18 protein-coding genes are annotated in these 21918 nt (G+C 74.9%); 10 read left to right on the plus strand and 8 right to left on the minus strand.

Features of this window, described 5'->3' with window-relative positions:
* Positions 1–125 precede the first annotated feature (125 nt).
* Positions 126–794, plus strand: coding sequence for a hypothetical protein (locus ANAE109_RS06840; RefSeq protein WP_011985656.1), 669 nt, complete (start codon positions 126–128; stop codon positions 792–794).
* Positions 795–812: 18 nt separating this feature from the next.
* On the opposite strand, the gene ANAE109_RS06845 is transcribed toward ANAE109_RS06840, so the two are convergent.
* Complete coding sequence (locus tag ANAE109_RS06845; RefSeq protein ID WP_011985657.1) at positions 813–3668, minus strand: pitrilysin family protein; 2856 nt, start codon at positions 3666–3668, stop codon at positions 813–815.
* Between the two features lie 18 nt (positions 3669–3686).
* Positions 3687–5885, minus strand: coding sequence for a S46 family peptidase (locus tag ANAE109_RS06850; protein ID WP_011985658.1), 2199 nt, complete (start codon positions 5883–5885; stop codon positions 3687–3689).
* 199 nt (positions 5886–6084) lie between these two features.
* On the opposite strand from ANAE109_RS06850, the gene ANAE109_RS25230 reads away from it, so the two are divergent.
* The 3 genes from ANAE109_RS25230 to ANAE109_RS06860 all read left to right on the plus strand — a co-directional run bounded on the left by ANAE109_RS25230 (position 6085) and on the right by ANAE109_RS06860 (position 7445).
* Positions 6085–6249, plus strand: coding sequence for a hypothetical protein (locus tag ANAE109_RS25230; RefSeq protein ID WP_158305873.1), 165 nt, complete (start codon positions 6085–6087; stop codon positions 6247–6249).
* Between the two features lie 218 nt (positions 6250–6467).
* Complete coding sequence (gene thiS, locus ANAE109_RS06855; RefSeq protein WP_011985659.1) at positions 6468–6668, plus strand: sulfur carrier protein ThiS; 201 nt, start codon at positions 6468–6470, stop codon at positions 6666–6668.
* Between the two features lie 3 nt (positions 6669–6671).
* Entirely contained in the window at positions 6672–7445 is a 774-nt protein-coding gene (locus ANAE109_RS06860; protein ID WP_011985660.1) for a thiazole synthase, read from the plus strand.
* A 44-nt stretch (positions 7446–7489) separates the two neighbouring features.
* Here the strand turns inward: ANAE109_RS06860 and ANAE109_RS06865 are convergent, their stop codons facing one another.
* The gene (locus ANAE109_RS06865; RefSeq protein ID WP_011985661.1) at positions 7490–8299 is read right to left on the minus strand and encodes a hypothetical protein; all 810 of its coding nucleotides are present in this window, start codon (positions 8297–8299) and stop codon (positions 7490–7492) included.
* 42 nt (positions 8300–8341) lie between these two features.
* Between ANAE109_RS06865 and thiE the strand changes: the two genes are divergently transcribed.
* Both thiE and ANAE109_RS06875 read left to right on the plus strand, forming a co-directional pair.
* On the plus strand, positions 8342–8962 hold the full coding sequence (gene thiE, locus ANAE109_RS06870) for a thiamine phosphate synthase (protein WP_011985662.1): 621 nt from the start codon (positions 8342–8344) through the stop codon (positions 8960–8962).
* A gap of 55 nt (positions 8963–9017) precedes the next feature.
* Entirely contained in the window at positions 9018–10112 is a 1095-nt protein-coding gene (locus tag ANAE109_RS06875) for an IS630-like element ISAnsp10 family transposase (protein WP_011985663.1), read from the plus strand.
* Between the two features lie 716 nt (positions 10113–10828).
* Here the strand turns inward: ANAE109_RS06875 and ANAE109_RS06880 are convergent.
* Genes ANAE109_RS06880 through ANAE109_RS06890 form a run of 3 tightly spaced genes read right to left on the minus strand, consistent with a single transcriptional unit; the run spans position 10829 to position 12509 of the window.
* Positions 10829–11482: a class I SAM-dependent methyltransferase gene (locus tag ANAE109_RS06880; RefSeq protein ID WP_011985664.1), complete on the minus strand. Its 654-nt coding sequence runs from the start codon at positions 11480–11482 to the stop codon at positions 10829–10831.
* Between the two features lie 32 nt (positions 11483–11514).
* The gene (locus ANAE109_RS06885; RefSeq protein ID WP_011985665.1) at positions 11515–11979 is read right to left on the minus strand and encodes a MauE/DoxX family redox-associated membrane protein; all 465 of its coding nucleotides are present in this window, start codon (positions 11977–11979) and stop codon (positions 11515–11517) included.
* On the minus strand, positions 11976–12509 hold the full coding sequence (locus ANAE109_RS06890; RefSeq protein ID WP_011985666.1) for a rhodanese-like domain-containing protein: 534 nt from the start codon (positions 12507–12509) through the stop codon (positions 11976–11978). Before ANAE109_RS06890 ends, ANAE109_RS06885 begins: the two co-directional genes overlap by 4 nt.
* Positions 12510–12596: 87 nt before the next feature.
* Between ANAE109_RS06890 and queD the strand changes: the two genes are divergently transcribed.
* Positions 12597–12989 carry a 6-carboxytetrahydropterin synthase QueD gene (gene queD / locus ANAE109_RS06895; RefSeq protein WP_011985667.1) on the plus strand — a complete coding sequence of 131 codons (393 nt, stop codon included), beginning with the start codon at positions 12597–12599 and terminating at the stop codon, positions 12987–12989.
* Here queD and ANAE109_RS06900 read toward each other — a convergent pair.
* A complete protein-coding gene (locus tag ANAE109_RS06900; RefSeq protein ID WP_011985668.1) occupies positions 12974–13510 on the minus strand; it encodes a hemerythrin domain-containing protein in 537 nt (178 codons plus the stop codon). The genes queD and ANAE109_RS06900 overlap by 16 nt on opposite strands.
* Before the next feature lie 52 nt (positions 13511–13562).
* On the opposite strand from ANAE109_RS06900, the gene ANAE109_RS06905 reads away from it, so the two are divergent.
* On the plus strand, positions 13563–16625 hold the full coding sequence (locus ANAE109_RS06905; RefSeq protein ID WP_234945260.1) for a PD-(D/E)XK nuclease family protein: 3063 nt from the start codon (positions 13563–13565) through the stop codon (positions 16623–16625).
* Positions 16622–20212, plus strand: a complete 3591-nt coding sequence (locus tag ANAE109_RS06910) for an exodeoxyribonuclease V subunit beta (RefSeq protein ID WP_011985670.1) — start codon at positions 16622–16624, stop codon at positions 20210–20212. The genes ANAE109_RS06905 and ANAE109_RS06910 overlap by 4 nt, the downstream gene beginning before the upstream one ends.
* Before the next feature lie 187 nt (positions 20213–20399).
* Here the strand turns inward: ANAE109_RS06910 and ANAE109_RS06915 are convergent, their stop codons facing one another.
* Positions 20400–20699 (minus strand): DUF2795 domain-containing protein, encoded by a 300-nt coding sequence (locus ANAE109_RS06915; RefSeq protein WP_011985671.1) that lies wholly within the window; start codon positions 20697–20699, stop codon positions 20400–20402.
* 188 nt (positions 20700–20887) lie between these two features.
* Here ANAE109_RS06915 and ANAE109_RS06920 point away from each other — a divergent pair, with 188 nt between their 5' ends.
* A complete protein-coding gene (locus tag ANAE109_RS06920) occupies positions 20888–21817 on the plus strand; it encodes a class I fructose-bisphosphate aldolase (protein WP_011985672.1) in 930 nt (309 codons plus the stop codon).
* Positions 21818–21918 lie beyond the last annotated feature (101 nt).

Below are 21918 nucleotides of genomic sequence, written 5' to 3' on the forward strand. Positions count from 1 at the left end.
CGCGCTTCCCTCGCGTCGCGGCGCAAACGGCAGTATCCCCTGATATCGGCGGCACTGTAGCAGCAACTCGATCGAGGGGGCAGTCCCGATGTACCGTCGCGGTCGGGTCGGGGAGGAGCGCGGGAGTGAAGTTCGCGTGTGACCGCTGCGCAAAGCGCTATGCGAGCGTCGACGAGCCGGCGCCCGGACGCGTGTACCGTGTCCGGTGCAAGTGTGGGCACGTCATCGTGGTGCGCGGGACCGGCGCGCCGCGGGGCGCTGCCGAGGCGCGGCGCAGCGGGGTGGAGGCGCCGCCGCTGCCGCCGCCGCTGGAGGCGCCTCGCGCCGCCGCCCCGCCGCCCCGCGAGTCGCATCGGCTCGAACCGCAGCCGCCGCCGCCCGGGGAGCCGCCGCCCCTGCGCGCGTCCGACGAGGCCGCGCGCCCGCGCGAGGGAGATCCGGAGGTAGTCCCCGCGCCGGCGCTGGGCCCGCCCGACGAGGCGCCGTCGGTGGTCGAGCCCGTTCGACACGATCCAGGCGACACGGAGCCCACGATCGCCGACGACCCGTTCCTGCGCGGCGGGGGCGAGCCGGAGGCGCGCGGGTCCGCCAGGCTCGTCGGGGGGGAGCGCGCCGCGGCGCCCGTGCCCACGCCGTTCGGCCCCGCCCCGGGAGCGCTGGCGGCCACCGACGCGCGGCCGGTCCTCTCGCTCGGCCTCGACGACGGCGCGAGCGCCGCGCGCCGGCGGATCCTCGCCGCGGCGATCCTCGCGATGCTGGCGATCGGCGCGGCGCTCGCGGTGTGGAGGCCGTGACGAGGCGCGGTCGCCCTCTCAGCGCGCGAACACCTCCGAGACGGGGGTGACGCGCACCGCCTCGCGGCGGATGCCGAGCTTCGTCGCGCCGATCGCGCGGTCCTCCTCCAGCAGCGCGGCCGGCTTCTCCGCCTCGTAGGTCACGGTCGTCGCACCGTCGGCGACGAGCGCGCCGGCGAGCGCCCGGGCGTCCTTCGCGACGATGACGAAGGAGAGCTCCCGCGCGGACAGGTGGCGCTTGATCGCGGCGTTCACGTCGTCGCGGGTGAGCCTGGCGAGCCCCTCCCGCATGTAGCGCGTGAACTCGGGGATGCCGTACCAGCGCGAGTCCAGCGCGTAGCCGACCTGCTCGTCCTGGCGCGCCGTCATGACGAACACGTTCTTCACGAGGTACTCGCGGGTGGCCTCGAACTGCTCCTGCGTGAGCCCCTCGCGGACGAGCCGGCCGAGCTCGTGGAGCGCTATCCGGATCGCCATCTGCGCGTTGGCGGGCACCACCGGCCTGATCCACACCTCGAAGAGCTGGGCGCGCCGCGCGACGTTGGGATCCGGGAAGAACTGGAACATGCCGCCCGGGAACGCCTCCACGTAGGCGTAGTCGCCGTAGTTCATCCCGCGCTCCTCGCGGATCCGCTGGTAGAGGTGCGAGCTCGAGGAGCGGTGCTCGCCCAGCCAGGTCTTCGCGAGCCAGAGCGCGACGAAGTCCGGGTGGCCGCGCACGACCTCGATGGGATGGCCGAAGGAGATGGCCACTCCGCGCGTGTCCTTCTCGACGATCTCGACCTCGAGGCCCTTCGGGCGGCGGCCGGCGACGGTCGTCGGCGGGAGCTTCTCGCCGGCGGGGAGCTTCGCGAGCTCGGCCTGGAGCCGGGTCCGGAGCGGCGCGGGGGCGTCGCCGCCGAGCCCCAGGGCGACGTTGGCGCGGGTGTAGTGCGCGCGCACGAACGCCTTCACGTCGTCGAGCGTCACCGCGCGCAGCCCCTCGACGGTGCCGAGCGCCGGGTGGCCGTAGGGCGTGCCGGCGAAGACGTTCGCCTGGAGCCGCTCCTTCCCGAGCTCCTCGTCGTTCGTCTCGCGCAGGTCCTGCACGAGGGCGTTGAGGCGCTCGTCCTTCACGCGGCGGAAGTCCTCCTCGCGGAACCCCGGATCCGTGAGCTGCGGGAGGGCGACGTCGGCGAAGCGCTCCCAGCCGTCCCTCGGGAACGTGCCGGTGAGCGTCACCAGCTCCTTGTCCACCTGCGCCTCGAAGCTGGCGGCGAGGGGGTGGAGCGCCTCGCGGATCTCGTCGATGCGCATGCGGCGCGAGCCCGCGTCGGCGAGCATCGCCGCGGCGAGCCCGGCGAGCCCCTCCTTGCCCTTCGGATCGCGCGCGCTGCCCGCCTCGAACAGCAGCTTCACGGTCACGACCGGCAGCTTGGAGGGGACCGCCACCACCGGCACCTCCTGCGCGGCGGGCGCGGCGCCTCCCGCGCCGGCGCGCGCGGCCTGGAGCGTGGCGAGCGCCGGCGCATCCCCCACGCCGGCGGGGAGGGGATCCTTGGAGAGGGTGGTGACGACGAGCCGCTCGTCGGTGAAGTACCTGCGCGCCGCGGCCAGGAGGTCGTCCGGCGTCAGCGCGTCGTAGGTCCGGTACAGCCGGTTCGCCGTCCGGTACGACCGATCGTACATCGCGTAGCGCGCGACGGTCCCGGCGATGGCGTCGGTCGAGTCGAGCCCGCGCAGGAACGCGTTGCGCTTGTGCGCCTTCTGCTCGGCGAGCCGGGTCCGCGGCGCCGCCTCGGCGCGGGCGCGCGCGAAGGTCCCCAGGATGGCGTCGCGGACGTAGACCGCGTCGGCGGGCGACTTGAGCCGCGCGTACACGGTGACGAGCCCCGGATCGACGTTGGCGCCCGAGTCCGCGAAGAGCGCGTCCACCTTCTGCTCCTCGACGACGAGCCGCTCGTAGAGGTCGCTCGTCTCGCCGAAGTGGAGGTCGAAGAGGAGGTCCACGGCCGGCCAGTCCTTGCGCACGTCGGAGAACGCGGGGCCGTGGAACGCCACCGCCACCCACGGGAGGGTGGGGGTCGCCCACGGGACGTGGGCGTAGACCGGTCCCTGCGGCGGCGGCTCGCGCGGGACCTCGGCGCGGTGCGAGCCGCGCCTCCACTTCCCGAAGTGGCGCTCGACGAGCGGGAGGACCTTGCGCGGGTCGACGTCGCCGGCCACCACGAGGGTCGCGTGCTCGGGGCGGTACCAGCGCGCGTAGAAGGTCTTCGAGTACTCGTACTGGTTGGGCATGTCCTCGATGTCGGCGAGGAAGCCCATCGTCGTGTGCTTGTAGGTGTGGGCGCGGAAGGCGCTGTCCCGCTGGACCTCGTCGAGCTTGCGCAGCGGGTTCGAGGCGTTCTTGTCGTACTCGCCCAGGATCGCGCGCGACTCCGTCTTGAAGGCCGCCACGGAGTAGTCGAGGTTCATGAAGCGGTCCGCCTCGATCTCGAGGACCTTCTCGAGGTCCTGCTTCGCGAACGTGAGGTGGTAGTTCGTGAGGTCGTCCGAGGTGTACGCGTTCTGCCGCGCGCCGATGCGCGTGACCACCGCCTGGTAGGCGTCGGGCGGGTAGGCCTTCGTGCCGCGGAACATCATGTGCTCGAAGAAGTGGGCGAAGCCCGACTTCCCCGGCTCGACCTCGTTCCGCGAGCCGGTCTGGATCGCGATCTGGACCGACACGATGTCGGGGAAGCCGGTCGGGACGACGAGCACCTTCAGGCCGTTCGGGAGCGTGCGCTCGACGGCCGGAAAGGCCAGGACGTCGCGGGCGGCGGAGGGCGGCGCGGCGAACGCCGTGGCCGCCGGAGCCACGACGGCGAGGGACAGCAGGAGGGCGGGGGTGCGCATCACGTTCACCTCGAGTGCTCAGCGGGCGCCGACCTGCGCGGGGACGCCGAGCTCCTGGAGCAGGTTCGGCGCCTTCGCGACGTCGCCGAGGAACCAGAGCAGGTAGCGGGAGTCGACCTGGATGGAGCGGGTGGACTCCGCGTCGAAGAGGAAGTCGGACGCGATCGTCTCCCAGGTCCCGTCGAAGAGCAGGCCCACCAGCTCGCCGCGGGAGTTCAGCACGGCCGAGCCGGAGTTGCCGCCGGTCGTGTCGACGCTGGAGAGGAAGTCCACGGGCACGTCGCCGAGCTTCGCATCGACGAACGGGCCGCCCCCCCGCGCGCGCTGCGCGCGGATCGCCTCGCGCACGGGCGCCGGCACGTCGAACTCCTCGTCGCCGGCGCGGTGCTTCGCGAGCACGCCCGCGAGCGTGGTCTGGGGCAGGTAGTAGAGCCCGTCGCGCGGCGACACCCCCTTCACCACCCCGTACGTCACGCGGAGGGTCGAGTTCGCGTCGGGCGCGAGCACGCCGCCCGCCCTGGCGACGAGGGCGCGCGCGTAGAGCGGGCCCACGCGCGAGCGCGCGCCGTCGCGCGCATACTGCTCCTCACGCAGCTGCCGCTCGAACGGCCGGAGCGCCGCGAACAGCTCGAGGAAGCGGTCCTTCCGGCCGGTGAGGTCCTTCGTGGACGCCCGCTCGAGCAGCGCGAGGCGGGTCTTCCGGTCCGCCAGCCGCGTCCCGGCGTAGAGCCGGTCGAGGAACGCGTCGATCCGCCGGGCGGCCTCGTCCGGCGGCGCGCCGGGGGTGAGCCCGACGGCGGCGTCGAGCGGCGGGATGCGCTGGTCCGCGGGGAGCGCCGCCGCCTCCACGAGGGCGTAGCGGAGCTGCGCGCGATCCGCGCCCAGGTCGAGCGTGCGCTCGAGCCGCTCGAGCGACTCCCGGAGGCGGGGCCACTCGCGCTGCTGGTACGCCGGGTCGCGCTCGAGGTCCTTCTTCGGGCGCTCCTCCGCGACGCGCGAGATCGCTCGCGCCGCGGAGAGGAGCGAGGAGTTCATGGTGAGCGACTGGAACACGAGATCGCGCTCGCGGGTCCGCTCCTTCGCCGCCTGGAGCCGGTCGAGCGCAGGGAGCGCGGCGCCGAGCTCGGCCTGGCGCGCGGGCTCCGCCTGGAGCCACGCCACGAGCGCCTGCTCGTCCCGGGCCTTCTTCTCGAGGAGCCCGCCCCTGGCGGCGCCCTCGAGCACGCCCTCGCGGTTCTTCATCGAGTTCGCGAGCCCCCGCACGCGGGGGTTCACGCGGATCGCGGTCTCCGGCGACTCGCGGGAGAGCCGCTCGAGGATGGCGAGGAGGTCCTTGTTGCGGCGCACCGTGCCCGGGTACGCCCACTCCATCTGCTCCTTCACCTCGCGCAGCGTCTTGAGCCGCTGCGTCCGCCCGGGATAGCCGGCCACGAACACGAGGTCCCCCTCGGACGCGCCCTTCGGGGACACCTTCAGCCAGCGCCTCGGACGGTAGGGGACGTTGTCCTTCGCGTGCGGTCGCGGCGCGCCGTCCTTGCCCACGTACGCGCGGTACAGCGCGAAGTCGCCCGAGTGGCGGGGCCACATCCAGTTGTCGGTCTCGCCGCCGAAGTTCCCGACGTTGCCGGGCGGAGCGAACACGAGCCGCACGTCCTGGATCTCGAGCTGGCCGATCTCGAACCAGCGCGCGCCCTCGAAGAAGGAGGCCACCGTGCAGCGGAGGCCCGGCTTCTCGCAGCGCGCGGTGCGCGCCTTCACGCGGCGCTCGAGGAGCTTGCCCCGCTCCGCGTCGCCCACCCTCGCGTCGATGCCTCCCGCGATCTCCGCCGTGACCTCCTTCACGGACACGGTCACGAACACGCGCGCGCCTGGGCCGCTCCACAGCTCCTCCGCGCGCGCGCGCGCCACGAACCCGTCCTCGAGGAGGTTCCGCTCGGGCGTCGAGTTGAACTGGAGCGTGCCGATGACGCAGTGGTGGTTGGTGGCGACGAGGCCGTCGGGCGAGACGAACGAGGCGCTGCACCCGCCGAGCGAGACGATCGCGCCCATCGGCTGGCCGGTCAGGTCCGCGAACTGGCGCGCGTCGCCGTCGAAGCCGAGCTGCTGGAGACGCGGGGCCAGGTCGGGGATCTGCTGCGGCATCCACATGCCCTCGTCGGCAGGAGCGAGGACGGGGAGCGCGAGCGCGAGCAAGGCGGCGAGGCGAGCTTTCACCATCGTCATCTCCTCTTCGGGGGACCGCGACGTAACCATGCAGGCGGCCTGCGGGCAAGCCATCCCGCGCGCGCGGCGCCGGCCCGCGCGCGAGGCGGGAGCACCGGCTTCGTGACGTGCGGGCCCCGAGGGGAGAGGGGCGCCGCGCCGTGAAATAGCCGCGCCGGGTGCGCGTAACCCAGCTCGACGGAGGTCACGGATCATGAAGGGTTTCGCGCTTCTCGCACTCGCTCTCGCGCTCCAGGCGGCGTTCTTCTTCAGCGTGATGATGACGCCCACCGCGTCGGAGGCCGCCGCCCGCCTCCCGGCGGTCGACGACGAGCCGGAGCTCGTCCACTACGCGGCGCCGATCGTGGTGCGCTCGTGATCGCCGGTGCGACGCTCGCGCTCGCCGGCGATGCGCGCGGGCGCGGCCGAGCTCCAGCGCCGCGCGGGAGAGGCCGCCCGGACGCGCTGCTCTCGGCCGCTCGGGTCGAGCTCCCGGCGTGAGCGGTCTCCCGCGGCTGCGCCGTCGCGTGCGCCGGAGCCGGCGGCCCGGCGCGGCGTGCGTTGACGCGGGCGCGCCTACGTTCTAAGTGTGCGGTCATGCAGGTGAGACTCAATGGGGAGCTCCGGGAGGTGCCGGAGGGCGTCACCGTCGCCGGGCTCCTCGGCCACCTCGGCGTGAAGGCGCAGCGCGTCGCCGTCGAGGTGAACGACACGGTGGTCACGAAGGACCGCTACGAGTCGCAGCGGATCGGCCCCGGCGACTCCATCGAGATCGTCGCATTCGTCGGCGGAGGGTAGGCGATGGCGGACACCTGGAGCATCGGCGCGCACACGTTCACGAGCCGCCTGCTGGTGGGGACGGGCAAGTACCCGGACTTCACCACCATGCAGCGGGCGCTCGTCGCCTCGGGCGCCGAGGTGGTGACCGTGGCGGTCCGTCGCCTCGAGCTCTCGAAGAGCGGCGAGGCCTCCTTGCTCGAGTGGATCCCGAAGGGCATGAAGCTCCTGCCGAACACGGCCGCGTGCTTCACGGCCGAGGAGGCCATCCGGACGGCCAGGCTCGGGCGCGAGCTGGAGATGGGCGATCTGGTGAAGCTGGAGGTGATCGGCGATCGCCGGACGCTCTTCCCCGACGTCGAGGGGCTGGTGGCGGCCGCGAAGGTCCTCGTGAAGGAGGGCTTCACGGTCCTGCCGTACACGAACGACGACCCGGTGACGGCCAAGAAGCTCGAGGACGCCGGCTGCGCAGCGGTCATGCCGCTCGGCGCGCCCATCGGCTCGGGCCTCGGGATCCGGAACCCGTACAACCTCCGCATCATCATGGAGACGGTGAAGGTCCCGGTCCTCGTGGACGCGGGCGTCGGCACGGCGAGCGACGCCGCGGTCGCGATGGAGCTCGGCGCCGTGGCCGTCCTCATGAACACCGCCATCGCCGAGGCGAGGGATCCGGTGCTGATGGCGGAGGCGATGCGGGCGGGCGTCGAGGGGGGGCGCAAGGCGTACCTCGCCGGGCGAATCCCGACGAAGCTGCACGCCTCGGCGTCGAGCCCGATGACCGGGCTCATCGGCACCTAGCCGTCACCGCGATCGGCGGGTGGGGCGCAGCCCCGCGAGCTCCCTCAGCCCACCGGCGCGATGCGCGCGACGGACCGGATCTGCGAGCGGAACACGCGCGAGGGCTTGCCCCAGCTCCCCGCGGCGAACCCCTGGCAGATCCGCTCGTAGGCCTCCGGGTGCTGGTGGGGAGCGAACTCCTCCACCACGCCCTGCAGCACGTACCCGTGGAAGTCGTCGAGGTCGAGGACGAGCCGCGTCTCGTGCCGGTTCGCCTTCAGGTTCATGTACGTCTTCAGCGCGAGCCCGTCGCCGTGGAACAGCGACAGCCGATCGCCCTCGACCTGGTGGTGGAAGATGAACCGCGGAGAGATGTTGGCGGTCTCACCCACCCCGACGAGCGCGTACCGGACGCCCGCGAGCGTCTCCTGCAGCTCCTCGAAGGGGACGTTCTCGAAGAACTTGAGCGTGTAGGGGCTGTGGTGGACGGTGAAGATCTGCGCTCCCTTCACCAGCAGCGCCCCGCCGTCGAGCTCCTCGACGAGGTCCCGCTCGCTCGCGCCCGCCGAGAGCACGCGGGTCTTCACCTGGTACCCCTGGTACTGCTCGACCCGCGTCATGTGGACGGTGAGCGACTCGCCTTTCTGCGGCCGGCGCGCGAGCGGCCCGGAGAGGCGGATCTCGAGGTCTCGGCCGGTCGTGCCGGGGGCGATCTCGCGGATGCGGTTCACGGAGACGGTCGCGAACGTCCCGGCGAGGCTCGTCGTCCCCATGAACGACAGCGCCTTGTCGTACTTGACCGTCGGGAAACGGCTCGCCTGCTTCGCCTTCTGCTCCTCCAGGAACGCGAGGAAGCTGTGAAGGTCGCTCGACACGTGATCACCTCTGGGCGCAGGATGGCGAGCGCGAGCTTACGAATGGCCGTTCCCGTTGTCCACCTGATCACCGACCGCCGTCTCGCTCGGGATCTCCCCGCGCGCCTCGCCGCGGCGCTCGCCGGTCTGCCGCCCGGACGGGTGCTCGTCCAGCTGCGGGAGAAGGATCTCGGCGGGCGCGACCTGCTCGCGCTCGCGCGCGCGGTTGCGGCGGCGTGTCGCGCCGCGGGCCAGCGGATCGTGGTGAACGATCGCGTCGACGTGGCGCTCGCCGCGGGCGCGGACGGCGTGCACCTGCCGGCCGCCGGGATCCCGGCGGCGGACGCCCGTCGCCTGCTCGGCCCGGACGCGCTCGTGGGCGTCTCGTGCCACTCCGCGGCGGAGGTGCGGCGCGCGCGCGACGCCGGGGCGAGCTTCGCGACCGTGAGCCCGATCTACGACACGCCCTCGAAGAGGGGGTACGGACCGCCGGTGGGGCTCGCGGTGCTGCGCGAGGCCGCCGCGCTCGGGCTGCCGATCGTCGCGCTCGGCGGGATTACCCCGGCGCGCGTGCCGGAGGTGATCGCCGCGGGCGCGCACGGAGTCGCCGCCATCCGCGCCTGGCTGGAGGGCGGCGACCCGGCCGCGGCCGTTCGCGCCCTGCTCCCGGCCACGAGGAGCTAGTGCCGTGGAACGAAGATAGCTAGCAAAACGCTGCCGCCTGTGATCTTGTCGATGTATGGCAACCATCGGCCGCCCGAAAGCTCTGCTCGTCGTGAGCGACGACGAGCGCGAGGTTCTCGAGCGTTACGCCCGTCGAGGTCGCGCGAACCGGCACCTCTCATTTCGGGCGCGCATCGTCGTGCGTTGTGCGGCAGGCGAATCGAACTGCGACGTCGCTCGCGAGCTGCGGACGACGAATGCGACGGTTGGCAAGTGGCGCAAGCGCTTCATCGATCAGCGCCTCGACGGTCTCCTCGACGAGCCGCGGCCGGGGGCCGAGCGGACGATCACAGACGACCAGGTCGAGCGCGTCGTCGTCCAGACGCTCGAGACCACGCCGAAGGGCCGCACGCACTGGAGCACGCGGTCGATGGCGAAGAGCGTCGGGTTGAGCCACACGACGATTGGCCGCATCTGGCGGACCTTCGGCCTGAAGCCGCACCGCACCGACGACTTCCGACTCTCCGACGATCCGCTGCTCATCGAGAAGGTGCGCGACGTCGTCGGCCTCTACATGGCGCCCCCCCACAACGCCGTGGTGCTCTGCGTCGACGAGAAGTCGCAGATTCAGGCCCTTGCCCGCGCCACGCCCGTCTTGCCGATGGACCTCGGTCAACCCGAGCGGCGCACGCACAACTACGCGCGCCACGGCACGACCGACCTCTTCGCCGCCCTCGACATGAAGACCGGGAAGGTCACGAGCGCCCTGTACGCGAGGCATCGCGCCGTCGAGTTCATCAAGTTCCTCGGCACCATCGACGACGACGTGCCGGCTCAGTACGCCGTTCACGTCGTCCTCGACAACCTGTCGACGCACAAGACGCCAGCAGTGAAGCGCTGGCTCCTGCGGCACCCGCGGTTCTGCCTGCACTTCACGCCGACGCACGCGTCTTGGCTGAACATGGTCGAGCGCTTCTTCGGCCTGCTCACGGAGCACGCGCTTCGCCGCGGGTCGCACGACAGCGTCAAGCAGCTCCGCGCCGCCATCGTCGAGTACATCGAGACTCACAACGACGCGCCGAAGCCCTTCCGCTGGACGAAGAGCGCCGACGACATCCTCGCGTCGCTTGCTCGCTTCGGCGGGCGCACCCTCGCGGCGCACCCGACGTGAGCTCCTTATTCAACAAATCACCGATCCACGGCACTAGCAGGCCGTTGGAATTGTCCGGCCAGAGATCGACAGCCCGGACGGTTCATGATCTGGTCCGCGCACGGAGGTTCGCCGTGCGCGGACGCAAGACCCCGCAGACCACGATGCTGAGCCTGGTCGCGCCCGAGCAGCGGGTGCCCGAGGCGCACCCGCTCCGCCGAATCTAAGGAGTTGGCCGACGCGGCGCTCCAGGCCCTCTCTCCGAGCGGTTGCAGAAGTCGACGTGGCTGAGGGCGCTCTACAGCGTCCGCAGCGACCGGCTCTTTTGCGAGCAGCTCCTGCTCCGGTGTTCGGCTGGGCGAAACGGTCGCGTGCTTCCGGAAGGCGAGGTTCAGAGCGTGGGCGCGCACTCGGCTCGCCGCCCACTTCGTCGCCGCCGCTTACAACCTGCTGAGGATCTCGAAGCTGCTGCCCGCCTAACGACCGCTCGTGGTGAGCTCGTCGAACCACGAGCGGGACCCCGGTCGCCCTTCGACAGTGAGCGGCCAACTCGTTCACACGGCCGCCCCTCGACTCCGCCCGCCTGCGGCGGGCTACGCTCGGGGCGAGCGGGGTTGTGAAGCGCGTTCTTCAACGGCCTCTAGGAGAGGCACGGGCGCGCGCGATCCCACGCTTCAGGCTCCAGGCTTCGGGAACGGCGCTTGCGCGCCTCCCTGTGGCCCGTAGCCCGAAAGCCGTCAGGGCGCGGCGCGGGGTCTCATCGCGAGGAAGTACTGGTACGGCAGGAACGATCGCTCCTCGGCGACCTCCAGCCCCGCGGCCGCGGCAGCGGAGAGGAACGCCTCGCGCGAGACCTTGTGATCCGCAGGCGGGCCGACGGGCAGCTCCCCGGCGTGGAAGTCCACGTTCACGATCCGTCCGCCGGGCTTCAGCCGGTCGGCGAGCCGGCGCAGGTAGCCGGGGCCGTCGGGGAAGTGGTGGAACGTGTTCACCACCAGGATCGCGTCGCACGGCTCGGGCGGCAGCCCCTCGCCCTCGGGCGCGTGCAGGGGCCGGACGTTCGTGACCCCCGCCTCCCTCGCGCGCTGCTCGAGCAGCGCGATCATCCTCGCGTCGACGTCGATCGCGTGGACGCGGCCGGTCGGCCCCACGGCGCGCGCGAGGCGGATGGCGAAGTAGCCCGGCCCCGCGCCCGCGTCGCAGGCGACGTCGCCCGGGCGGAGGCCCAGCGCCGACACCACCTCGTCCGGCTTCTGCCACTCGACGCGCGACGGGTCCTCGAGCCGCGCCAGGTAGGCGTCGAGGTTCTCGGGGTTCCCGTGGCGGTCGCGGCCCTCGCCGTGGCCACCGGGGCCCGCGCCGCGCTCGTGTCCCTCGCCGTGTCCGCTCATGGAGGAGGAGAGCCAGCCCGGGCCGTGCCGGTTCAGCCGTTCGCCGCCGTGGCGCCCTCCTGGGCGGAACGCGCGGCGCGCGCGCGCGCGGGGAAGAGTCTCCCCGGGCCGCGCACGAGCAGGGCGAGGGCCGCGAGGAGCATCGCCCCGTCGCGCGCGACGGTGAGCCAGGTCGCGCTCTCGGTCCCGCCGAAGCAGCCGCAGCGGAGGTCGATCCCGCGCAGCAGCGCCTGCGAGAGACCGATCGTGAACACGGCGAGGAGCGCGGTCGCCACGAGCGCCGCGCCGCGGGCGAGCCGGCCGGAGACGAGCAGCGCCCCGAGGACGAGCTCGACCCCGATCACGCCCGCGGCCACGGCGGGCACGAGCGCCGCCGGGACCAGCCGGTAGTTCGCGACGGACTCGGCGAACGCGGCCATGTCCGGCAGCTTGGTGAGGGCCGCGTAGAGGAAGGTGCCGCCGAGGGCGACGCGGAGCAGGGCGAGGACGACGCTCATCGGTGAGCCTCGGCGTGGTCGTGGCAAGCGGGGCAGAAGCCGGAGGTCCCGGCGCCGCCTCCCGCGACCCAGGCCGGCCACGCGCCCTCGAGGACGCGAACGTCCGGGAGCCCCTCGCGGAGGAGCCGCTGGGCGACCTCGTCCGCGAGCGCGCAGGAGTAGTCGCCGTCGTAGACGACCACCATCGGGTAAGCGCGCAGCGCGGCGACGGCGGCGGCCTCGTCCGGATGCCCGGCGGGCGGCAGGTGGATGGCGTTGGTCACGTGGCCGGCGGCGAATTCGGTCGCCCCGCGCGCGTCCGCGAAGCCGGCCTTGCACGCGTCGCACAGCCCCTTCGCCTCGTCGACGGCGATGCGCGGAGAGCGGGCGACCGGCGCGGCGCCGGGCACGGCGCACATGCCCGTGCCGCTCTCCGCCGCCGAATGCACCGAGCGGGCGAGCGCCGCGGGCCTCGGGCTCGCGGCGTTTCCGGCGAGCCCGAGGAGCGCTCCGGCGGCGAGGACGAGGGCGGCTTCCGACAGCGTGCGCACGGAGGGGATGCTAACGCGGGAGCGCCCGCGGAGCGATCCGAAGGCACGAGTGCGCTCCCTCGCCAAGGCGGCTATATTGCGCCGCGCATGGGTGTCCCCGTCTTCGAGATCTCCAAGGAGTTCCTGTTCAGCGCCGCGCACCAGATCCGCTTCCACGGCGGCAAGTGCGAGCGGTTGCACGGTCACAACTGGCGGATCCGCGTCCACGCGCGCGCGTCGGAGCTGAATCGCATCGGCATGGTGATCGACTTCGCGGACCTCCAGCGGATCGTCGCCGACATCGGTGGGCGCTTCGACCACCAGAACGTGAACGAGATCCCGCCGTTCGACGAGCTGAACACCACCGCGGAGCTCCTCGCGCGCCACTTCTACGAGGAGGCGAACCGGGCCGTCCTCGAGCGCGAGGGCGGACGCGTCCGCGTCTCGAAGGTGGAGGTCTGGGAGAACGAGGGCTCGCTCGCCGTCTACCGGGAAGACTGAACCTGGCCTCGGCGCGCGCGGAGCTCGCGCACGATCTCCGCCCGCGCGCCGTCGCCCAGCACCGCTCGGACGGCGGGGAACACGACCTCCTCCTCCAGGGCGAGGTGCCGCTCGAAGTGCTCCCGGACCGAGGCCGCCGCGCCCGCGAGCGCGGGAGCCAGCTCGCCGTGGCGGCCGGGGGCGCAGGCGAGCTCCCCGCACAGCTCGACCATCCGCGCCAGCGCCGCGCTCTGGCCCTCGTGATCCCGGTGCATGGTCACGAGGGCGGCGTCCACCTGCCGATCTCGCCCGGCCAGGCGCGGGAGGAGCGACTCCTCCTCGTCCTGCATGTGCAGCGGGAGGGCCTCGGCGAAGTAGCGGCGCACGCCGGCCGCGGCCCCGGCGATCTCCTCCTCCGTCGCTCCCTCGGCCATCGCCAGGCGGGTCGCCAGCTCCGTGAACGTGCGGATGCGCCCGTGGCACTCCAGGAGCAGCTCCACCGCGTCCTCCGCGATCGCCAGCGCGCCGATGTGGGTGAGCATGCCTCTTCGAACGCGGCGGGGGACGTCAGTGTTCCCCGGTATCCTGGGGGTCGTGGCCGCGCTCATCCTCGCCCGGACGTCCCTCGCCGCGGCAAGGGCAGCGCGACGTCTCTGCGACGCGCAGGACGGCGTCCTGTTCGGGCCGCAGGTCGCGACCCTCGAGCGGCTCGTCCTCCCGCTCCTCGCCGCCTCGGGGGACCGGCGCGCGGTCATCGACCCGCCGACCGAGCGGCTCGTCGCGGTCGAGGCGGCACGCGAGGCGGGCGGTCCCTTCGGATCGCTGGAGGCGCACGACGGGAACGCGGCGGTGCTGGCGGCCACGCTGGCGGAGCTCCGGCGCGCCGAGGTCTCGGTGGACGACGCGCGCGCGGCGGCGCGGAGCCTCGCCGGCGCCGCCGCGCAGCGTCTGCTCGCCCTCGCCGAGGCGCTCGCGGCGTTCGAGGGACGGCTCGTCGCGGCGGGTGCGCTCGACCGGGCGGGAGCGCTGCGGGTCGCGGCGGACGCGGCCGCGCGGGGAGCGACCTGCCCGGAGACGGTCGATCTCGACCTGCTCGTGGTGGCGGGGATCGCGGAGGCGAGCCCCGCCGAGTGGGACCTGCTCGCGACCCTCGTCGCGCGCGCGCGCCGCTCCCGGCTGCTCCTGCCGTACTTTCCCGAGCGCGCCGACGCGTGCGCGCCCGTGGAGCCGCTCCTTCGCCGGGTGGAGGCGCTCCACGAGCTCGCCGGACGGCGCGAGATCGAGGTCGTGCTCGGGCGCCTGGAAGGGGACGGCCGCGCCCCGCTGCCGGCCGCGCTGCTCGCGAGCATGGGCCGCGGGCGGGCCGCGCGAGCCGTCGCTGGCGGCCAGCTCCTCGCGGTCGCGGCCGCGGGGGAGGAGGGGGAGGCGGACGCCGCCGCGCACACCGTCGCGAGGCTGGTCGAGGACGGCGTGCCGGCCGAGGAGGTCGCGGTGATCGCGGCCGCGCCGCGGCGCGTGGCGGCGCCGCTCGCGCGCGCGCTCGCCGCCCGAGGCATCCCGTTCGCCTCCGGGCGCGGCGCCGGGCTCGCCGACCTGCCGCCGGTGCGCGCCGCCCTCGACGCGATCGTCGCCGCGGGGTCGCCCACCCGCGCCGTCGTGGAGCGGCTCGCGGCCTCGAGCTACCTGGCCTCCGCCGGCCCGGGGCTCGCGCTCGGTGCGCTGCTCGACCGGGCCGGGGCGCTCGACGGGCGGGCCACGCCGCTCGCCGCGCTCCGCCGCCGCGCCGCCGCGCTGCGCGCGCCCGCCGCCGCCCGCGAGCGGGCCGCGCTCGAGCGCGCGGCGAGCGGGCTCGAGGAGCTCTCCGCGCTGCTCGCGCCGCTCGGCGTGGCGGCGACGCCGCGCGAGCACGCACGCAGGCTCGGCGGCTTCCTCGACGCGGCGGGGGTTCGCCGGCGCGCGGCGCGCGGCCCGCGGGACCTCGCCGCGCGCGATCTCGCCGCGCTGCGCGCGCTCGAGGAGGCGGCGGACGCGCTCGCGCGGGGGCTCGCGATCGCCGGGCGCGGTGAGGCACGGCTCGAGGCGGGCGCGTGGAGCGCCCTGCTCCGCGTCGCCGTGGAGGGCGGGGCGTTGCCGGCGCCTCCCGAGCCGGCCGCGGGCGCGGTGGAGCTGTGGGGGCTCGACGAGGCGCCGGGGTTCTCGATCCACGCCGCCGTCCTCATGGGCTGCGCCGAGGGCGCGTTCCCGCCTTCCGCCCCGCCCGACCCGCTGCTCCGCGACCCGGAGCGGATCGCTCTCGCGCGCCAGGTCCGCCGGGTCGCGGTCCCGACCGCCGCCGCGCGGCGCGCCGAGGCGCAGCACCGCGCGCTCTGCGCGGTCGCCGCGGGCCGCGAGGTCCTCGCGTTCGTATGGGCGGCGCCCGGGCCGTCGGGGCGGGGCGGATCGCTGGCGCCGGTGCTCGCCGACGCCCTCGCCGTGCTCGGCGTGCCCGTGTCGCCGGTGGCGGCTCCCGAGCCGGGGCTCGCCGCCGCCCGCACCGAGCGCGAGGCGCTCCGGGCGGCGGTCCGCGCCGGAGCGACGGGCGTCGCCGCGCTCGCGGGGACGACGCTCGCGAGGCGCGCGCAGGCCGCGCTCGACCTGGGCGCGGTGGAGGCGTCCCGCGGCGAGGCGCTCCGCGGTCGCCGGGCCGCGCCATACGCGGGGGCGATCTCGGGACCTGCCGGCGACGCGCTCCGGGCGATGCTCCCCGCCGAGTGGGCCCCCACGCAGCTCGAGGGCTACGCGCGCTGCCCGTTCCGGCTCTTCCTCCATTCCGCCGCGCGGCTGCCCGATCCTGCCGCGGGCGACCTCGATCAGGAGCCACGCGACGAGGGGAGCCTGCTGCACGCCGCGCTGGAGCGGTTCGTGGCGGCGCGGCGCGCGCGCGGCGCGTGGCCGCCGGCGGGCGACGCCGCCGACGTGGCGGAGGCGCAGGCGGCCGCCGAGGCGGTGTTCCTGCGCTTCGAGGCGGAAGGCCGCACCGGAGACCCCGCGGTGTGGGCGGCGCGGCGCGAGGCGGTGCTGGCGCGCATCGCGCGCGTGGTTCAGGCGGAGGCGCGCGACCACGACGGGCTCGTGCCGGCGCTCCTCGAGCACCGCTTCGGCGGGACCTCCGGCAACCCCCCGCTCGAGGTGCGGGCGAGCGGCGAGACCGTGCGCCTCCAGGGACGGATCGACCGCGTGGACGCGTCGGGCGAGCGGCTCCTCGTCATCGACTACAAGAACGCGCGCGACGGGAAGGCGTACGCGGAGCTGCTCGCCCCGGACGCGATGGGCGTGACGAGCTTCCAGGTGCCGGCGTACCTCGCGGTGGCGGCGCGCGACCTGCCCGGGCGGGAGCGGCTCGAGGCCACCTACGCGCTCCTGCGGCGGGCGGCGCGGACCGAGCCCTTCACCACCGAGGCGTCGGCGGCGTCTGTCGCGCTCGAGGCGGCGGCCGGCGAGGCGGGCTCGCCGGCCGGGGCGTACGGGTTCGCGCTGGGTGTCGTCGAGGTCGTGCGGCGCATCCGGGTGGGCGAGTTCCCGATCGCGCCGCGCGCGTGCGAGGGCTGCCCGTACGGCGCGGTGTGCCGCGCCGAGGGCAGCGCCGGCGAGCCGGACGACGCGGGAGGCGGCGCGTGACCGCGCGGGGACGGATCGAGTTCGGGCGGGCTGCCACCGCCCTCTTCCAGCTCGACGCGCCGACCGCGGTGTCGGCCGGCGCGGGGTCCGGCAAGACGACGGCGCTCGTCGAGCTGTGCGCGCGGCTCCTCTCCGGAGAGGCGCTCGGGACGCCGTGCGCGCCCGCCGAGATCGCCGCCATCACCTTCACCGAGAAGGCCGCCGAGGAGCTCGCGCAGCGGCTGCGCGGGGCCGTGGCGGAGCGGGCGCGCGCCGCCTGCGAGGCGGACCCCGGGTCGGAGGCCGCGCGGGCCTGGCTGGAGCGCCTCGACGGCCTCGAGCGGCTTTCGGCCGGCACGATCCACGGCTTCTGCGGGCGGCTGCTGCGCGAGCACGCGCCGGAGGCGGGGCTCGATCCGGAGTTCGCCGTCGCGGACGAGGAGCGCTCCTCCGGGTGGCTGACCGCGGCCGCGCGCGCCGCGACCATCGCCGCGCTCGACGCGGGACGGCCGGCGGCGCGCACGCTCGCGGCGGGCCTGGGGGCCGCCGGCGCGCGAGGGGGGCTCGCCGGGGTCGTGGCGGAGCTCGTTCGCGCTCGTGCCACCCGCGGCGACATCGGTCCGCTCGTGCCCGCTCCGGCGCGCCCCGCGGACGTGGACGCGGCGCGGGCGAGGCTCCTCGCGGCGGCGGAGGCGATCGCCTCCTCGGGACCGCAGGCGACCGGGGCGGGGGCGCGGGACCTCGTCGAGGCCGTCCGCCGCGCGCTCGACGCCCTCGCGCCGGACGACGTACGAGGAGAGGTCGACGCGGAGGGGCTCCGACGGCTGCTCGCGCTGGGCGCGGCCGCGAAGGGGAAGCGGCTCGGGAAGGCCGACGGCCCGTTGCGCGAGCTGAAGGACGCCCTCGCCGCCGCCGCCGAGGAGCTCGGGCCGCTCGCCGCCGAGGGGCTCGCCGCCGCGACGAAGGAGGAGCTCTGCCTGCTCGTGGCGGAGGCCGAGGCGCGCTACGCGGCGACCAAGCGCGCCGCCCGGGCGGTCGACTTCGACGACCTGCTGGTCCGAGCGCGGGATCTCCTGCGCCACGACGGCGCGCTCCGCGCGGAGCTGCGCGCCCGCTACCGGGCGCTCCTCGTGGACGAGTACCAGGACGTGAACGGCGTCCAGCAGGAGCTGTTCGAGCTGCTCTCGGGGCCGGGCGGCCCGGCGGGCCCGCTGCTGGTGGCGGTCGGCGATCTCAAGCAGTCCATCTACCGGTTCCGCGGCGCGGACGTCGCCGTGTTCGCGCGCCTGATCCGGCGGCTCGAGGCGGGCGACGGGCGCGTGCTCCACCTGTCCGACAACCACCGTTCGGCGCCGGCGGTGGTGGAGCTCGTGAACGAGGTGTTCGCGCGCTGCATGCGGCCGCCCGACGGCGCCCCGCCGCGCGACGACGAGATCCGCTTCTCCGACGCGGATCGGCTCGTCCCGCGCCGGCCCGAGGGGGCGCGGCCGGCCTGCGAGCTGCTGGAGGACCACGAGGACGGGAACGCGGCCGAGCGGCGGCGGCGTGAGGCGGGCGCCATCGCCCGGCGCATCCGTGCGGTCGTCTCGGGCGCCGCCGGCGTCGCGGTGCGCGAGCGAGGCGAGGGCGGGGCCGAGCGCGTCCGGCGCCCTCGCCTGAGCGACGTCGCGATCCTGTTCCGCCGCCTGACGCAGATCGGTGAGTACGAGCGGGCCCTGCGCGCCGCGGGGATCCCCTACCGGCTCGCGCGCGGCGGCGGCTTCTACCAGGCGCCGGAGGTGCGCGACCTCGGCGAGCTGCTCGCCACCCTGGCCGACCCGTCGGACGCGATCGGCTGGGCCGCCGTGCTCCGCTCGCCCATGTGCGGCGTCTCCGACGCCACGCTCTTCCTCCTCGCGCGCGCCGGCCTGGCCCGGCTCGCGCGGGTTTCCCCGGAGCGCCTCGCCGCCGAGGTCGCCCGGGCGCTCGGCGAAGGCGGCGCAGGGGCGCTCGCGCCGGAGGCGGCGGAGCGCGCCGTGGCGTCGGTGCCCGCGGAGGACTGGGCGCGGCTCACCCGGCTCCTCGACGCGTGGCGCGAGCTGCACGCGCTGCGCGATCGGCTGGCGCCGGACGCGCTGCTCACGCGCGCGGTGGAGCGGCTGGACCTCGACGCGGTGCTGCTCGCCGGCCCCGACGGCGAGCGACGCGCGGTGAACGTCGCGAAGGCCATCGCGCTCGCCGCGCGCTTCGGCTCGGACGGCGGGACCGCGGCGGAGCTGGCGCGCCACCTGCGGGCGCAGGCGTCGAGGCCGCCGCGCGAGCCGGAGGCCGAGGTCGAGGCGGGCGACGCGGTGGCGCTCCTCACCGTGCACCAGGCGAAGGGGCTCGAGTGGCCGGTGGTGTTCGTGCCGGACCTGGGCGCGCGCCCCCGCAGCGACGCACGCCGGGCGCTGCTGGACGCGGAGGGGCGCCTCTGCGCGATGCGCTACGACCCGGCGGCGGATCGCTTCGAAGAGACCGCCTCCGTGCGCGACGCGCGCGCGCACGAGCGGCGCGCGGCGGCGGCGGAGTCGAGGCGCCTCCTCTACGTGGCCATGACGCGCGCCCGCGATCGGCTCGTCCTGTCGGGGGAGGCCTCGAACGGCGCGGAGAGCTGGCGCGGCCTCGTGGAGGTCGCGGCGGAGGCGCGGGCGGAGCTGGTGCGCCGGATCGCGCTCGAGGAAGCCGGCTCCGCGCCGGCGTGCGGCCCGCCCGTGGACGGCGACGACGCGCCGGCGCCGGCGGAGCCTCCCGCGGTAGCGCCGCCGCGCCTCGCCGGCGCCCCGCGCGTGGCCGCGGTCCGCGTGGCCGTGACGGAGCTCGCCGAGTACGCGCGCTGCCCGCGACGGCACCTCCTCGGCCGCGTGCTCGGGCTGCCCGAGCCACACGGCGCGCGCGGCGCGCCCGCGGACGATCCGGGCCGGGCGACCGCGCGCGGCACGCTCGCGCACGCCATGCTCGCAGAGGCGGATCTCGCCGCGCCGCCGCTGGAGCGGCGCGCGCAGCTCGCCGCCGCGGCGGCCCGGCGCGGCTACGACCCGCGGTCCCCCGGCGTGCGCCGCATCCTGGGCGAGGTGGCCCGCTTCGCCAACGCCGAGGGCGGGCGCGCGCTCGCCGAGGCGGCCCGCGACGGCCGCCTCCGCCGCGAGGTGCCGTTCCTGCTGCGCCTGCCGTCGCGGACGCGCGGAGACCCTTCCGTCTACCTCGTCGGCGCCATCGACGCGCTCATGGTGGACCGGCGGGCGCGCGCGCTCACCGTCGTCGACTACAAGTACGCGACCTGGCGGCCGGACGCGGCGGACCGCTACCGGCTGCAGCTCCTCGCCTACGTGCTCGCCGCCCGCCGCGCGCACCCCGACGCCCGCGTCCGCGCGCGGCTCCAGTTCCTCCGCGGCGACTGCCGCGCGGTGGACGTGACGCCCGGTGAGCGCGAGCTCACCCGCTTCGCCGCCGACGCGCCGCGCCTGGCGTGGGAGGCGTTCCGCGGCGACGGCGACCGTCCCCCCGCCGAGCTCGGCCGCGACGAGCCGCGCTGCCGCGCCGAGGCCTGCGGCTACGTCTCGCGCTGCTATCCGCCTCGGCGGGGTTGACGCGGGGACGGACTCCAAGCTCTGGGGAGAGCTCCGTCGCAATCGGGCGGGGAACCTGCGCGCAGGCCGCGCCAGCGGGCGCGTCCCTCGACTCCGCTCCGCCGCGATCGCGTCGGAGCGACGCTCGGGATGAGCGGCCGTTCACGGCCCCCGCCGAGCAGGGGGCGGAGGACGCAGTCCCCCGTCCCTACGAATGCTTGGTGGGAACCGCGCCCGTCTCCGTCGCCTCCTTGCCGATGTTCCCGCGGTGCCGCACGTCGGTCGAGAACAGGCCGAAGCGCGCGCCCGCCTCGCCGAACTGGCGCATCACGTCGTTCGGGCTCGTATAGATCCGGTCGGGGAGCGATCTGAGGAAGTTGATCGCGTCCGCCGGCGCGTCGTTCTCCGCCGCCGCCTGTGCGAGGTCATCGCGTGAGATGGGGTACTCCACCGCGGACAGGATCGCCGCGGGGCTCCGCTCCGGCCGCTCACCGACTCCACGCGCCATGGGACCTTCCTTTTCGGGGGTTCACGGTGAACCTGCGCAGCGCGCCGCGCGCCGGCCACCGCCCGGCGGGCGAGCGGCGGCTTTTCCCCTTGCCTCCCGATCCCGGCGGTCTCTAGATTGCGCGTCGACTCGAAGCGGGACTCGTCCTAGAGAACCCGAACACCTCGCGACCTCTTGGGAGAACCGAAATGCCGGAGCGAACCACCGCGCGCGTGAAAGAGATCCTCTCCTGGTACCAGAGCGACAACCCCGGGACGCTCGCCAACCTCCACCGCCTCCTCATGACCGGGACCCTGGGCGGCACCGGCAAGCTCGTGATCCTCCCGGTGGACCAGGGGTTCGAGCACGGGCCGGCGCGCTCGTTCGCGCCGAACCCCGAGGGCTACGACCCGCAGTACCACTTCCAGCTCGCGATCGACGCGGGGTGCAACGCGTACGCGGCGCCGCTCGGCTTCATCGAGGCGGGGGCGGCGAGGTACGCGGGCCAGATCCCCACCATCCTCAAGCTCAACAACTCCGACTCGCTCTCGAAGCTCGGCGGCGCGCCCATCTCCGCCGTCACCGGCTCGGTGAAGGAGGCGGTGCGGCTCGGGTGCTCGGCGATCGGCTACACCATCTATCCGGCGTCCGACGCCCGTAACGAGCAGTACGAGCACCTGCGCGAGCTCACCGAGGAGGCGAAGGCGCACGGCCTCGTGGTGGTGGTGTGGAGCTACCCCCGCGGCTCCGGCGTCTCGAAGGAGGGCGAGACCGCCGTCGACATCGCCGCGTACGCCGCGCAGATCGCGGCGCAGCTCGGCGCGCACATCATCAAGGTGAAGCCGCCGAAGGACCTCGTCGAGCATCCCGAGGCGAAGAAGGTCTACGAGAAGTACCAGATCCCGACGAAGACCATGGCCGACCGCGTGCGCCACGTCGTGCAGTCCGCGTTCAACGGGAAGCGCATCGTGATCTTCTCGGGCGGTGAGGCGAAGGGCACCGAGGACGTGCTGAACGAGATCCGGGGCATCAAGGAGGGCGGCGGCTTCGGGTCCATCATGGGCCGCAACGCCTTCCAGCGTCCCAAGGCGGAGGCCCTGAAGCTCCTCTCCGACGTGATGAAGATCTACCAGGGCTAGCGAGCGCGCCCGGGCGGCGCCGCGCGCGTCGGTCATCGCCGCGGGGTCGACGTCGGCTGCCACCGTGCGTTCGGGAGAGCGGCGCCTCCAGGGGCGCCGCT

The sequence above is a fragment of the Anaeromyxobacter sp. Fw109-5 genome, from assembly GCF_000017505.1.
Taxonomy (GTDB): domain Bacteria; phylum Myxococcota; class Myxococcia; order Myxococcales; family Anaeromyxobacteraceae; genus Anaeromyxobacter.

What these genes read in the sequence shown, in the direction of transcription:
- ANAE109_RS06845 (WP_011985657.1), bottom strand. Translation starts at nt 3,668, where the DNA reads ATGCGCACCCCCGCCCTCCTGCTGTCCCTCGCCGTCGTGGCTCCGGCG.
- ANAE109_RS06850 (WP_011985658.1), bottom strand. Translation starts at nt 5,885, where the DNA reads ATGGTGAAAGCTCGCCTCGCCGCCTTGCTCGCGCTCGCGCTCCCCGTC.
- ANAE109_RS25230 (WP_158305873.1), top strand. Translation starts at nt 6,085, where the DNA reads ATGAAGGGTTTCGCGCTTCTCGCACTCGCTCTCGCGCTCCAGGCGGCG.
- thiS (WP_011985659.1), top strand. Translation starts at nt 6,468, where the DNA reads ATGCAGGTGAGACTCAATGGGGAGCTCCGGGAGGTGCCGGAGGGCGTC.
- ANAE109_RS06860 (WP_011985660.1), top strand. Translation starts at nt 6,672, where the DNA reads ATGGCGGACACCTGGAGCATCGGCGCGCACACGTTCACGAGCCGCCTG.
- thiE (WP_011985662.1), top strand. Translation starts at nt 8,342, where the DNA reads ATGGCCGTTCCCGTTGTCCACCTGATCACCGACCGCCGTCTCGCTCGG.
- ANAE109_RS06875 (WP_011985663.1), top strand. Translation starts at nt 9,018, where the DNA reads ATGGCAACCATCGGCCGCCCGAAAGCTCTGCTCGTCGTGAGCGACGAC.
- ANAE109_RS06880 (WP_011985664.1), bottom strand. Translation starts at nt 11,482, where the DNA reads ATGAGCGGACACGGCGAGGGACACGAGCGCGGCGCGGGCCCCGGTGGC.
- ANAE109_RS06885 (WP_011985665.1), bottom strand. Translation starts at nt 11,979, where the DNA reads ATGAGCGTCGTCCTCGCCCTGCTCCGCGTCGCCCTCGGCGGCACCTTC.
- queD (WP_011985667.1), top strand. Translation starts at nt 12,597, where the DNA reads ATGGGTGTCCCCGTCTTCGAGATCTCCAAGGAGTTCCTGTTCAGCGCC.
- ANAE109_RS06900 (WP_011985668.1), bottom strand. Translation starts at nt 13,510, where the DNA reads ATGCTCACCCACATCGGCGCGCTGGCGATCGCGGAGGACGCGGTGGAG.
- ANAE109_RS06915 (WP_011985671.1), bottom strand. Translation starts at nt 20,699, where the DNA reads ATGGCGCGTGGAGTCGGTGAGCGGCCGGAGCGGAGCCCCGCGGCGATC.
- ANAE109_RS06920 (WP_011985672.1), top strand. Translation starts at nt 20,888, where the DNA reads ATGCCGGAGCGAACCACCGCGCGCGTGAAAGAGATCCTCTCCTGGTAC.